Source organism: Thermanaerovibrio acidaminovorans DSM 6589 (genome assembly GCF_000024905.1).
In the GTDB taxonomy this organism is placed as follows: Bacteria; Synergistota; Synergistia; order Synergistales; family Synergistaceae; genus Thermanaerovibrio; species Thermanaerovibrio acidaminovorans.
Genome location: NC_013522.1, coordinates 974,193 through 986,196, shown reverse-complemented (window position 1 = coordinate 986,196; position 12,004 = coordinate 974,193). Strand labels below are relative to the sequence as shown.

Here is a 12,004-nt window from a genome sequence, read left to right as displayed (position 1 = left end):
CCGTTTTTGAAAGATTCAGTCGTGCTTCCCGGGGCTAATCCGGGGTTTTAGGGTATATCATGGGAGATGCGGAATTAAACTGTCCGGGGAGGCGTTTGCTTTGAACAGGCTCGTGGATGCGGCTTTGTCGGGGGATCACAGGGCCATAGCCAGGTTGATAAGCTTGGTGGAGAGTGGTGCTCCTCTGGCCGATGGGGTAATGAGGGCCATATACCCCAAGACCGGCAGGGCACACGTCATAGGGATCACCGGTAGCCCCGGGGCGGGGAAGAGCACGCTGGTGGACAAGCTGATAGGGCAGTTCCTAGACGCGGGCAAGAGCGTGGGGGTCATAGCGGTGGACCCCTCCAGCCCCTTCTCCGGGGGGGCCATCCTGGGGGATAGGCTCAGGATGCAGGGGCATGCGGTCAGCGATAAGGTTTTCATAAGGAGCATGGGCAGCCGTGGATCCCTTGGGGGGGTCAGCGGTGCCACCGGTGAGGCGGCGCTCATATTGGACGCGTGCGGCAAGGACGTGGTGATCATAGAGACCGTAGGGGTTGGCCAGTCAGAGGTGGACATCGTCAAGCTGGCGGACACGGTCTGTCTGGTCCTGGTCCCCGGCATGGGGGATGACGTTCAGATAATGAAGGCGGGGATAATGGAGATCGCCGACGTGTTCATAGTCAACAAGGCGGATAGGGATGGGGCCGACAAGGTGGTGGCGGACGTCAGGATGATGTTGGACATCTCCCCCCGGGTGGATTGGCGGCCGCCGGTGGTGAAGACCTGTGCGGAGCGGGGGGAGGGCGTAGGGGATGCGGTGAAGGCCATCGATTCCCACTGGTATCACCTGATGAGCAGTCAAGAGGGGCGCCAGCGGCGCATATCCCGGATAGAGTCTCAGGTGGAGGGAATCCTTAGAAGGGAGATCGCCGCCATGGTCAACCGGGTGTGGGAGGACAGGAAAGATCATGGGGTGCTGGAGGAACTCCTGGAGAGGCGGACGGACCCCTACAGCCTCGCGGAGGAGATCCTCGATCAGGTCCTTTCTCCCTCCCGTTGAGCGTCAGATCACTTAACGTTGTGCGAAGGGGCGGCTTTTGGCTGCCCATTTTTTATGGCATAATCCCCATGATGTGGTCTTGAAGCTTAGATAGCCCTTCCTTGAGGCTGAAGAGGAGGATAACTTGGAGATGAAGATAGCCATAGGTTCCGACCATGCGGGTTTCGTTCTAAAGGAGCACCTGATCGGTTTTGTTCGATCCAAGGGTTACCAGGTACTTGATATGGGGACTTGCTCTGCCGAGGCCCGGGTGGACTTCCCCGACTGGGGGATCAAGGTGGCGGAGGCGGTGTCCCGGGGTGAGGTGGATCGGGGAATATTGGTCTGCGGAAGCGGAATAGGCATGTCCATCGTGGCCAACAAGGTGCCCGGGGTCTATGCGGCCCTCTGCAGGGACACCACCGAGGCCAGGCTCTCTCGGGAGCACAACGACTCCAACGTGTTGGCCATAGGGGGACGCCTGGTGGGGCCCGATCTGGCGGCGGAGATGGTGGACACCTGGCTGTCCACCCAGTTCCTGGGGGGCCGATACGAGGCCAGGAACCAGAAGATAAGGGACTACGAGAGGTCGGTATACAAGGAGGAGGCCATGGGCCAAGTCCGGGCCAACGGGAGGCTCGTGGTGGTCAGTCATCCGTTGATCCAGCACAAGCTGGGGATCATAAGGGACAAGAACACCTCTTCCAAGGACTTTAGGGAGCTGGTGCAGGAGATCGCGGGCCTCATGGTCTACGAGATAACCCGGGATCTTTCGTTGGAGGAGATTGACGTCTGCACCCCCCTTGGTCCCACCAAGGCCTTCACCCTGGCGGGCAAGAAGATGGCGGTGGTGCCGGTGCTCCGGGCGGGGCTTGGCATGGTGGAGGGCATCTTGAGGCTGATCCCCAACGCCAAGGTGGGACATGTGGGACTCTACAGGGATCCCAACACTCTGGAGCCGGTGGAGTACTACTGCAAGTTGCCCGGGGACATAGAGGATCGGGACGTCTACATTGTGGACCCCATGCTGGCCACCGGCGGGTCCGCCGCGGCGGCCATAGACCTGGTCAAGCGAAAGGGGGCCAAGCGGATATCCCTGGTGGCCCTGATAGCCGCCCCCGAGGGTGTCGCCCGGGTCAAGAGCAGCCACCCGGAGGTGGACATATACACCGCCGCCCTGGACAGCCACCTGAACGACCACGGCTACATAGTCCCCGGGCTTGGCGACGCGGGGGACAGGCTCTTTGGGACCAGATAGTTACAACCCATGGGAGGTGACATTTGGAGCCACCTGCTGAGGGCCCTGGGGGCCATGTTGGGGGCCTTCGTGGCGGTTCCCCTCTCCATGGCACTGGCCAGGCGATTCCGCCTTCTGGACGTTCCCGGGGGCAGGAAGCAGCACAGCTCGGTGACCCCCCGGGGGGCTGGGATAGTGTTGTGGATGGGGCTTTTGTTGATCTTCCTGCTCTTCGGGGATGAGGGGCGCTTTGTCCCCTTCGTTGCCACCGGTGCCACGGTGGTCTTCCTTGTGGGCTACCTGGACGACATGAGCTCCCTGTCCCCATCGGTGAGGTTCCTGGTTCATCTGGCCGCCTCGTACGGGGCCATATATCCCTTGGACTTGCCCCTACTGCACCGGATTGCCTCGGTGATCTGGATAACCGGGCTGACCAACGCGTTCAACCTGGTGGATGGGATGGACGGCCTGTGCCTCTCCATGGCGCTTATCACCATGGGCTTCTGTGCGGTGACCTTCGGTCCCTTCCCGTGGGCCCTCACCGCTGGGCTGGTGCTGGGTGTCATGCTCTGGAACTTCCCCAAAGCCAAGACATTCCTGGGGGATGGAGGAAGCACTCTCCTGGGGTATCTTTGCGGGGCGCTCATCCTATGGAACGCGTGGGAACCCATGGCATCCATGGGCATATTGAGACTCATGTTGGTGCTTTTCCTACTAGGGGGGCTCCCTGTCCTGGACACCCTGGTTGTCATGACCGGCAGGATCATTAAGAGGAGGTCACCGTTTCTTCCCGATAGGACCCATGGGCATCACAGGCTTCTCGATAGGGGAATTAGAAAGGAGAAGGTGCTGGCGATTCTGGCTGCTTTCCACTGTCTGCTGCTCTTGGCAGGGGTCAAGGCTCTTGGTTCCTGGGGAGGTTGATTTGATTGATTAGGGCCATTGTCTGGAGGAGATATTATTGGATAGGCTGAAGGTGGTTTGCGTTGTAGGCACCAGGCCCGAGGCCATAAAGATGGCCCCGGTGGTGATCGCATTGAGGGAGAGGGGGAGCTTCGACGTGGTGCTCCTGGCCACGGGACAGCACTCCCAGATGCTGTACCAGGCCCTGGCCCCCTTCCAGCTCACCCCTCACGCGGACCTGGGCATAATGCGGGAGAGGCAGTCCCTGGATTACGTCACCTCCGCGGTCCTTCAGGGGGTGGGGGACTTCCTGGACGATTGCCGCCCCGCCGCGGTGCTGGTCCACGGGGACACCACCACCACCATGGCGTCCGCCCTGGCGGCCTTCTATCGGGACGTGCCGGTTGGTCATGTGGAGGCGGGGCTCCGGAGCGGCGATATGAGGCGACCATTCCCGGAGGAGATGAACCGGGTTTTCACCGATCGGATATCGTCCCTTCACTTCGCACCCACCGAAGGTGCCCGGCGGAACCTTGTAGCGGACGGCATCCGGGAGGGGAGCATCTTGGTGACGGGCAACACGGTCATAGATGCTCTCCTTTGGATGAGGGATCACGTGTCCTCCCCCTCAAAGGCCATAGGGGCTGTAGGGGACGGTCCCTTCATACTGGTTACCGCCCATCGGAGGGAGTCCTGGGGGGCCCCCTTGAGGGAGATAGCCCTGTCGGTGAGGGACCTGTTGGGCGTCAGGAGGGATCTGAAGGCCCTTATCCCCATGCACCGCAACCCGGACGTTAGGTCTGTCTGGATGGAGATATTGGGAGGGGAGGACCGGGCGGTTCTGTGTGATCCCTTGGACTACCCGGACTTCGTGTGGGCCATGGACCGGTGCCTCTTCATCCTTAGCGACAGCGGAGGGGTTCAGGAGGAGGCCTCGGGGCTTCGCAAGCGGGTGCTCATATTGAGGGACGTGACCGAGAGGCCCGAGGTTTTGGACAGCGGTTACGGTTTCCTGGTGGGCACCTCCAGGGATAGGATCGTGTCCACCGCTATGAGGGTCCTCAACGGGGAGCTTCCCGCCCCAGCAGTGGCCTCGCCGTTCGGTGACGGACGGGCCTCGGCCCGGATAGCGGAAGCCCTTGAGTCGTATTTGATCGATAGGCGTAAGAACTAGATCGGTTTGGAGGTTTTTTGATGAGTAGCGTGGATTTGGTTTCGGAGGGTAAGAAGGAGAGGCTTGTAATAAGGGGAGGGGAGCCTCTTAAAGGGGTCCTCACCGCTCAGGGTGCCAAGAACGCGGCGTTGCCGATAATGGCCTCCGCCCTCCTCTTGAGGGGCGGTAGGCTCACCATAGAGCGTGTACCCGATCTTCAGGACATCCACACCATGATGGATCTCCTGGATCACCTGGGTGTAAAGGTGGAGATGAAGGATCACCGGATGACATTGGACGTTCCGGAGGAGATCTCATGGGAGACCCCCGCCTCGCTGGTCAGGAAGATGAGGGCCTCCTCCCTGGTCTTGGGACCCTTGGTGGCCCGATGCGGCAGGGCGGTGTTGCCCCTGCCGGGGGGATGTGCCATAGGCAGCCGTCCCATAGACTTTCATGTTAAGGGGCTCGCCAAGATGGGCACCTCCTTCGAGCTCGTTCAGGGGGCCTTTCACGGCCGCACGTCGGGTCTCAAGCCCGCCAGGATATACCTGGACTTCCCATCCGTGGGGGCCACCGAGAACCTTATGATGGCCGCCTCCCTGGTTGAGGGGGAGACCATCCTGGAGAACGCCGCCCGGGAGCCCGAGGTGGTAAACCTGGCGGAAACCTTGAGGGCCATGGGGGTGGAGATAGAGGGCGAGGGTTCCGGCACCATAAAGATAAGGGGGGCAAAGGAGCTCAAGGACGCCCACGTGAGCGTGATCCCCGACAGGATAGAGGCCAGCACCTATCTCCTGGCGGGGGTGATAACCGGGGGGAAGGTGACCGTCCGCCAGATCGTTCCGGAACACATAGAGGCCCTGTGTTCCAAGTTGGAGGAGGCGGGCATATCGGTGGAGATAAAGGGAGATGACGTCACCGTGTATCCCAGTGGGAGGTATCGGGGGGTGTCGCTGAAGACCCTTCCCTATCCCGGCTTCCCAACGGACCTTCAGCCCCAGATAATGGCCGCCATGTGCTTGGCGGAGGGAACCAGCGTCATTCATGAGAGCGTGTTCGAGTCCCGTTTCCTACATGTGAGCGAGTTCAAGCGAATGGGAGCTCAGGTGGATCTGCAGGGCAACACCGCCATCGTTACCGGGGTATCCAAGCTGGTTGGTGCGGAGGTTCATGCGTCGGACCTACGGGCGGGGGCTGCCCTAGTTCTGATGGGACTGGCGGCGGAGGATGAGACGGTGGTGTGCGATCTGGAGCACATCTGGCGGGGTTACGAGGGAATAGTGGAGAAGCTGAGGGCCCTGGGTGGCAAGGTGATAGTGACCCGGGGGGAGTGACGCCCCGGTGGTTTTGGGTTAGCTGGCTTTGTGGGGGAGGGATGACCTGAATGTCTTGGATGGACGAGGTGCCGAGGAGATACCTGAGCTCCGTAGAACCCTATAGGCCCGGTAAGCCCATGGAGGAGATAACCAGAACCTACGGGCTTACGGAGGTTGTAAGGTTGTGTTCCAACGAGAACCCCTGGCCCCTTCCGCAGGCGGTGATGGAGGCCATAGCGGCCGCCAAGGATGGGATCAACAGGTACCCGGATCCGGAGGCTTACAACCTCAAGAGGGCCATAGCCAGGCATTTGGGGGTATCCCCCCTCGAGGTGGCGGTGGGAGGGGGCACCGAGGGGGTCCTATGCACCCTTTTCCAGTCGATCCTGGAGGAGGGGGATCACATCATTGTCCCCAGCCCCACCTACCCGGTCTACAAGCTGACCGCATCCGCCGCCGGTGGGGTGTGCGATCCGGTGCCGCTTTTGGAGGACTTCTCCCTGCCGGTGGATGGGGTGCTCCAGATGTGCGGTCCCAGGACCAAGGCAGTGGTGCTGTGCAACCCCAACAACCCCACGGGCAACATAGTGCCAGGCAAGGACCTCCTGAACCTGGCGGTCCGCCTGGAGGAGAGACACGTCCTCCTGATAGTGGATGAGGCCTACGCGGAGTACGTGACGGACCCCCGCTACGTGTGCGGGGCGGACCTGTTCAGGCAGGCCAGCAACGTGGTGATATTGAGGACCTTCTCCAAGATATACGGCCTTGCGGGCCTCCGGATTGGGTATGCCATAGGGCCCAAGGTGATAATCGAGGCCTTCGGTAAGGTTCGGAGGGTTTTCTCGGTCAACTCAGTTGGTCAGAGGGCAGCACTGGCCGCATTGGGGTGTGGAGACCACGTAGCCAAGGTGAGGGACATGACCATAGCGGAGAGGCGGAGGGTTCACAAGGCCCTCTCAGGCCTTGGGATCAGGGTTCACGACACCCACGCCAACTTCCTGTTGCTTGAGGTTCCAAGGGCGGAGGAGACCTACGAGGGGCTTCTGCTTAACGGGGTCATCGTTCGCCTAGGGGAGGATCTAGGGCTTAAAGGCACCCTCCGGGTCACCATAGGGCTTCCGGAGGAGAACGACAGGTTTCTATCCGAGCTGGACCGGGTGCTCAGGCGGATTGGGAGGTAACTTAGGGTGGCAGAGGACAACAGGCCCCTTCATGCGGTCTTCGCCTTCGTGGGCCCCGCTGGCACGGGCAAGAGCCAGCGGGCCCAGATGGTGGCGGCCAACCTGGGGGCGGAGTACATCATAGACGATGGCCTGGTGGTGAGACGAGGTCAGATAGTCTGTGGCAGGAGCGCCAAGACGGAGAGGAACCAGGTCAAGGCCATAAGACGGGCCATGTTCGAGTTCGAGGATCATCGGCTCGCGGTGGCATCCTTCTTTGCCCAGATCCCCCCCACGGGGATAATGATAATCGCCACCTCCGATGGGATGGCCATGAAGATAGCCTCCAGGCTTGGGTTGAGCCGTCCTCAAAGGATCGTTAGGATCGAGGAGGTTTCCACCCCGGAGGAGATAGCCAAGGCCAAGAGGGAACGCCGAGGCAAGGGGCAGCACGTTATCCCCGTGTCTCACGTTCAGGTGAGGCGGGACTTCGCCGGCAAGCTGGTTGGGCGGCTGAAGGTTCTTTGGCGGTCCCAGGGGGAGTCCTACGAGGGGGAAAAGACCATAGTTCGTCCTCCCTTTAACTTCATCGGCGCCCTACACATAGAGCCCCAGGCTGTGGGTCAGATGATAACCCACATAGCCCTTCTCACCCCCCAGGTATCCAAGGTATGTCAGGTTCGGGTCAAGCCCGGCGACGATGACCGCATATCGGTTGTCCTGGATCTTGGGTTGACTCCAGGTGGGAGGACTTTCCTTGAGGTCATCTCCCAGGTGAAGCGCAGAGTAATACTGGGCGTTCGCTACTTCACCGGAATAGAGATATCCCAGTTCGATATCAACGTCAGCGAGGTGTTTTTTTGAAAATGGATATACCGTCGTTGGGGGAACCGTTGAGTCTTGAGGATCGGTCCCTAATGTTGGAACAGATCCGCAACAGAGCCCTATCCTGTGAACGGTGTGGTCTGTGTTCCTCCAGGACCAACGTAGTTTTTGGCGAGGGGGTGCTGGAGGGGGGCCTTATGTTTGTAGGTGAGGGGCCAGGGGCGGATGAGGATCAGCAGGGGGTCCCCTTCGTGGGCAGGGCTGGTCAGCTTTTGACCCAGATCCTGTCCGCTGCGGGCATATCGAGGGATCAGGTCTACATAACCAACGTGGTCAAGTGCAGGCCCCCGGGGAATAGGGTCCCCACATACGAGGAGATGATGGCCTGCGATCAGTTCCTTCAGGCCCAGATCCTCCTGGTCCGCCCCAGGCTACTGGTCCTGCTGGGTAGCACCCCAACGAAGTGGATACTCAAAACCCAGGAGGCCATATCGAAGCTGAGGGGGCAGTGGTTTCAGTGGAGGGGAATGGAGGTTATGCCCATGTTCCACCCCAGCTACCTCCTGAGGAACCCCTCCAACAAGGTGGGCAGTCCCAAGCATCTCACCTGGGAGGACATCCAGGAGGTAAAGCGTCGCTGGGATTCCGTAAGGGGGTGATGGGTTGGGTCTCTCGCTTTCGGAGGATATGATGGACCGGGTCCCCTCCCACGTGGGGATCATAATGGACGGCAACGGCCGGTGGGCCCAGGAGAGGGGACTTCCCAGGATAATGGGTCACCATGCGGGGGTCAAGAAGGTGGAGGTGGCGGTGAGGGCCGCAAAGGATCTGGGCATAAGGTACCTTTCCCTGTACGCCTTCTCCTCCGAGAACTGGAAGAGGGGCAGGGGAGAGGTGGGGGGGCTCATGGGCCTCTTCCGCTACTACATCAAGATGAAGGTTCGGCAGTTAAGGGAGGAGGGAGGGCGTCTTCTCTTCGCCGGCAGTGCCGATGGGCTACCCGATGACGTGAGGGAGATAATGGCCTACGGGGAGCAGGAGACCCGTCACTGCTCGGACATAACCCTGGTGGTGTGCCTCAACTACGGGGGCAGGAGGGAGATCCTGGATGCGGTGGGCAAAGCCGTGAGAGATGGGGTGCAGGATCTGGACGAGGAGACCTTCCGACGGTTCCTCTACCTTCCGGACCTGCCGGATCCGGACCTGATCATCAGGACCGGTGGTGAGATGAGGATAAGCAACTTCTGGCTCTTCCAGTGTGCTTACAGTGAGCTGTACTTCTCCCCCAAGTACTGGCCCGACTTCGATCGGGATGACCTGGTGGAAGCGGTGATGGACTACGTCAGGAGGGATAGGCGTTATGGAGGTGTCAAGGTTTAAGGGTAACTTCACTGGCAACCTGGCGCTCAGGAGCGTAAGCAGCGTGGTCCTGGTGTCCGTGGTTCTGTCATCCCTCTACGTGGGGGGCTGGTATTGGCGCCTGGTGGCCTCCGCGGTGGCCATGGTCTCCCTGTGGGAGTTTTACGTGTTGCTCTCCTCCAGGTACTCCATGTCCAGGGGGATGGGGTTGCTGGCGGGGCTAACCATGTTGTGGGCCGCCTCGGTGGGGCTCAGCCTCTCCTCCATCCTGGCGGTCATATCCCTTCTTGCCTTCATGGTCCTTTTCGTCGAGGTGCTGAGGCGGCAGAACACGGGGCAGAGCGATGCCCTGGCCAACATAGGTGGCACCCTGGCGGGGGTGGCGTACGTGGTGCTGCCCTGGTGTTTCCTGATATTGCTGAGGGAGCACACCTGGGGGCGCCTCTTCGTGCTCACCATCTTCCTCTGCACCTGGTTCTGCGACGTTACCGCCTATTTCGTGGGCAGCATATGGGGAAGGTACAGCCTTTGCGACAAGGTGAGCGCCAAGAAGACCTGGGAGGGCTTCGGGGGCGGCGTATTGGGCAGCGTCTTCGCCTCGTCCCTGGTGGCGCTTATCTTCGAGTTCCCCCCCTTGCCGCTACTTCTCTTGGGCCTTCTGTGCGGCTTCGCGGGGCAGTTGGGGGATCTGGGTGAGTCGGTGCTCAAGCGAGAGGCGGGGGTCAAGGACAGCGGATCCCTGATCCCCGGGCACGGGGGTTTCCTGGACCGGTTCGACAGCATTCTGGTCAACTCCTCCCTGGCGTTCATAATCTTTGAGGTTCTGGGGAGATAGTCCAGTGAGCGGGCCTTTGAGGATCGGGATAGTGGGGGCCACCGGGAGCGTGGGCAGCTCCTTCGTCAGCGTATGCTCCCTCTTCCCAGACAGGTTCAAGGTGGTGGCGGTGGCGTCGGGTAGCAACTGGGGCAAGCTCTCGTCCCTGGCGGCGGAGCTTGGCTGCTCAGCCGCGTGCCTGGTGAAGGGGATCGGATCCGGCGGTGCATTTCAGGGACGCACCTACTGGGGGATAGGGGGCCTGCTGGACATGATCCGCAACGAGGAGGTGGACCACTGGGCGTTCCTGGCCTCCGGCACGGACTGCATACCCCATTTCGAGCTGGCGGTCAGGATGGGCATCCCGGTATCCATAGCCAACAAGGAGAGCCTGGTGGTGGCGGGTCCCTGGATACTCCCCCTGGCCAAGGAGAGGGATCAGATAAGGCCCGTTGACAGCGAGCACAGCGCCATATGGCAGTGCCTCATGGGGGAGGCTTGCCCCGAGAGGATCGTGCTCACCGCGTCCGGCGGTCCCTTCCGGGATATGCCGGTGGAGAGGCTGAGGCACGTGACCCCCGCGGAGGCCCTGGCGCACCCGGTCTGGTCCATGGGGGCTAAGATAACCGTGGATAGCGCCACCATGGCCAACAAGGGCATAGAGTGCATAGAGGCCATGAGGCTGTTTGGGCTTCCCATGGACAGGGTGGATGCGGTGATCCACCCCACCTCCCAGGTTCACGGGATGGTGCTCTTCCCCGATGGAACGTGGAAGATGCTGGTGTCCCAGGCGGACATGCGGCTTCCCGCCGCCATGGCCCTATCGTACCCAGACAGGTTGCCCATAGCAGAGGAGATACCCCCCCTGGAGCTGGGACAGCTGGATCTGTCCTTCTCCCCGGTGGACCCCCAGAGGTTTAGGGCCTTCTATCTGGCCAAGGAGGCGGGGACAAAAGACGGTCCATATCCCGCCCTGTTCGTGGGGGCCGATGAGGTGGCGGTGGAGAGCTTCCTGTTGGGCAGGATACCGTTTAACAGGATCCCCGACGTGATAGAGGAGGTAATGGGTTCCTACCGCGGGTCCGCCCCCTCGTCGGTGGGGGACTCCATCTCCCTGGTTCAGGAGGCTAAGGAGATGGCATCCCGGGCTTGTGCCAGGCTTGGAGGTCTTTGATTTGGTTTTCACACTTCTTTCGTTCCTCTTGGTGATATCCATAAGCGTGCTCATCCATGAGCTGGGGCACTTCTGGGCCGCCAGGCTCTCGGGGGTGAGGGTCAACGAGTTCTCCCTGGGCATGGGCCCCAAGGTCTTATCGGTCGAGCGGCTTGGCACCCAGTGGTCCCTGAGGGTGGTGCCCATAGGGGGCTTCGTGAAGCTGGCCGGGATGGAGGGGGATCAGACCCAAGGGGAGGATACCTTCGAGGGCAAGGGGCCCCTTGCCCGGGCCTTCATCCTCGTCAGCGGCGCCCTCTGCAACGTTCTGTTAGCCTTCGCCCTGGCCGCCATGGTGCTTCACTTTCACGGGGTTATGGACACCAGCTCCACGGTCATAGGGGAGACCATGGAGGGATATCCGGCTAGGGAGGTGGGGATCTCCCCTGGGGATAGGATAGTGGAGGTGAACGGCGTTAGGGTGGGGGACTGGGGCTCCATGGCCAAGACCATCCGCCGTCACGCCCCCTTGGGTCCCCTGTACCTTGGGATCGAACGGGAGGGCACGGTGATATACAAGACCGTGATGATTAGAAAGGACGATTCGGGGGCTTATCTGTTGGGTGTTAGACCCTCGTTGAGGCGCTACACCCCCTTGGAGGCCCTTAGAGGGGCCTACCGGTACTCGGTGAACCTGGCGTTTGGGATCGTTAAGGGCATCCTGGACTGGGCCTTGGGGCGAAACCCAGTGGAGGTGTCGGGGCCGGTGGGGATAGCGGTGGCGGCTGGGGACGTGGCCAGAAGGGGTCTCTGGGAGTTTCTGGCCTTCCTGTCGGCTTTGAACTTGCATCTGGGGCTGGTGAACCTGCTGCCCTTCCCGGCCCTTGATGGGGGCCGGCTGATCTTCGTGGCCTTCGAGCTGGTCTTCAGGAGGAGGATCCCGGAGCGCTACGAGGGAATGATCCACTACCTGGGTTTCGCCTTTTTGATGGCCCTGATGGTTTGGATAACCTGGCGGGATGTGCAGCGGATAGTGTTTGGCCTTAGGTGAGGGGGTGTT

Annotated in this window: 12 protein-coding genes; all 12 read left to right on the top strand. The window is 61.1% G+C overall.

The genetic code is table 11. The features are described 5' to 3' along the window. The first annotated feature begins 100 nt into the window (after window positions 1–100). The 12 genes from meaB to TACI_RS04780 all read left to right on the top strand — a co-directional run bounded on the left by meaB (window position 101) and on the right by TACI_RS04780 (window position 11,995). Window positions 101–1,045: a methylmalonyl Co-A mutase-associated GTPase MeaB gene (gene meaB / locus TACI_RS04835; protein ID WP_012869690.1), complete on the top strand. Its 945-nt coding sequence runs from the start codon at window positions 101–103 to the stop codon at window positions 1,043–1,045. Between the two features lie 130 nt (window positions 1,046–1,175). Continuing rightward, on the top strand, window positions 1,176–2,282 hold the full coding sequence (upp, locus tag TACI_RS04830) for a uracil phosphoribosyltransferase (protein WP_164925381.1): 1,107 nt from the start codon (window positions 1,176–1,178) through the stop codon (window positions 2,280–2,282). A gap of 9 nt (window positions 2,283–2,291) precedes the next feature. Further along, on the top strand, window positions 2,292–3,185 hold the full coding sequence (locus TACI_RS04825) for a glycosyltransferase family 4 protein (protein ID WP_012869688.1): 894 nt from the start codon (window positions 2,292–2,294) through the stop codon (window positions 3,183–3,185). Window positions 3,186–3,222: 37 nt separating this feature from the next. Then, window positions 3,223–4,338 (top strand): non-hydrolyzing UDP-N-acetylglucosamine 2-epimerase, encoded by a 1,116-nt coding sequence (wecB, locus tag TACI_RS04820; protein ID WP_012869687.1) that lies wholly within the window; start codon window positions 3,223–3,225, stop codon window positions 4,336–4,338. A 20-nt stretch (window positions 4,339–4,358) separates the two neighbouring features. Beyond that, window positions 4,359–5,651 (top strand): UDP-N-acetylglucosamine 1-carboxyvinyltransferase, encoded by a 1,293-nt coding sequence (gene murA, locus TACI_RS04815; protein WP_012869686.1) that lies wholly within the window; start codon window positions 4,359–4,361, stop codon window positions 5,649–5,651. A 50-nt stretch (window positions 5,652–5,701) separates the two neighbouring features. Then, on the top strand, window positions 5,702–6,814 hold the full coding sequence (gene hisC, locus TACI_RS04810; protein WP_012869685.1) for a histidinol-phosphate transaminase: 1,113 nt from the start codon (window positions 5,702–5,704) through the stop codon (window positions 6,812–6,814). A gap of 6 nt (window positions 6,815–6,820) precedes the next feature. After that, window positions 6,821–7,657 (top strand): hypothetical protein, encoded by an 837-nt coding sequence (locus TACI_RS04805; protein WP_012869684.1) that lies wholly within the window; start codon window positions 6,821–6,823, stop codon window positions 7,655–7,657. Between the two features lie 53 nt (window positions 7,658–7,710). After that, a complete protein-coding gene (locus tag TACI_RS04800; RefSeq protein WP_242601193.1) occupies window positions 7,711–8,277 on the top strand; it encodes a uracil-DNA glycosylase in 567 nt (188 codons plus the stop codon). A 4-nt stretch (window positions 8,278–8,281) separates the two neighbouring features. After that, complete coding sequence (uppS, locus tag TACI_RS04795) at window positions 8,282–8,998, top strand: polyprenyl diphosphate synthase (RefSeq protein WP_012869682.1); 717 nt, start codon at window positions 8,282–8,284, stop codon at window positions 8,996–8,998. After that, window positions 8,979–9,812 carry a phosphatidate cytidylyltransferase gene (locus TACI_RS04790; protein ID WP_012869681.1) on the top strand — a complete coding sequence of 278 codons (834 nt, stop codon included), beginning with the start codon at window positions 8,979–8,981 and terminating at the stop codon, window positions 9,810–9,812. Before uppS ends, TACI_RS04790 begins: the two co-directional genes overlap by 20 nt. A 4-nt stretch (window positions 9,813–9,816) precedes the next feature. Then, complete coding sequence (locus tag TACI_RS04785; protein WP_164925156.1) at window positions 9,817–10,965, top strand: 1-deoxy-D-xylulose-5-phosphate reductoisomerase; 1,149 nt, start codon at window positions 9,817–9,819, stop codon at window positions 10,963–10,965. 1 nt (window position 10,966) lies between these two features. After that, a complete protein-coding gene (locus TACI_RS04780; protein WP_012869679.1) occupies window positions 10,967–11,995 on the top strand; it encodes a M50 family metallopeptidase in 1,029 nt (342 codons plus the stop codon). Window positions 11,996–12,004 lie beyond the last annotated feature (9 nt).

Excerpts from the sequence above, each read along its gene's own strand:
- TACI_RS04800 (WP_242601193.1), top strand. The coding sequence starts at position 7,711 with ATGTTGGAACAGATCCGCAACAGAGCCCTATCCTGTGAACGGTGTGGT.
- TACI_RS04825 (WP_012869688.1), top strand. The coding sequence starts at position 2,292 with ATGGGAGGTGACATTTGGAGCCACCTGCTGAGGGCCCTGGGGGCCATG.
- TACI_RS04790 (WP_012869681.1), top strand. The coding sequence starts at position 8,979 with ATGGAGGTGTCAAGGTTTAAGGGTAACTTCACTGGCAACCTGGCGCTC.
- hisC (WP_012869685.1), top strand. The coding sequence starts at position 5,702 with ATGTCTTGGATGGACGAGGTGCCGAGGAGATACCTGAGCTCCGTAGAA.
- upp (WP_164925381.1), top strand. The coding sequence starts at position 1,176 with ATGAAGATAGCCATAGGTTCCGACCATGCGGGTTTCGTTCTAAAGGAG.
- murA (WP_012869686.1), top strand. The coding sequence starts at position 4,359 with ATGAGTAGCGTGGATTTGGTTTCGGAGGGTAAGAAGGAGAGGCTTGTA.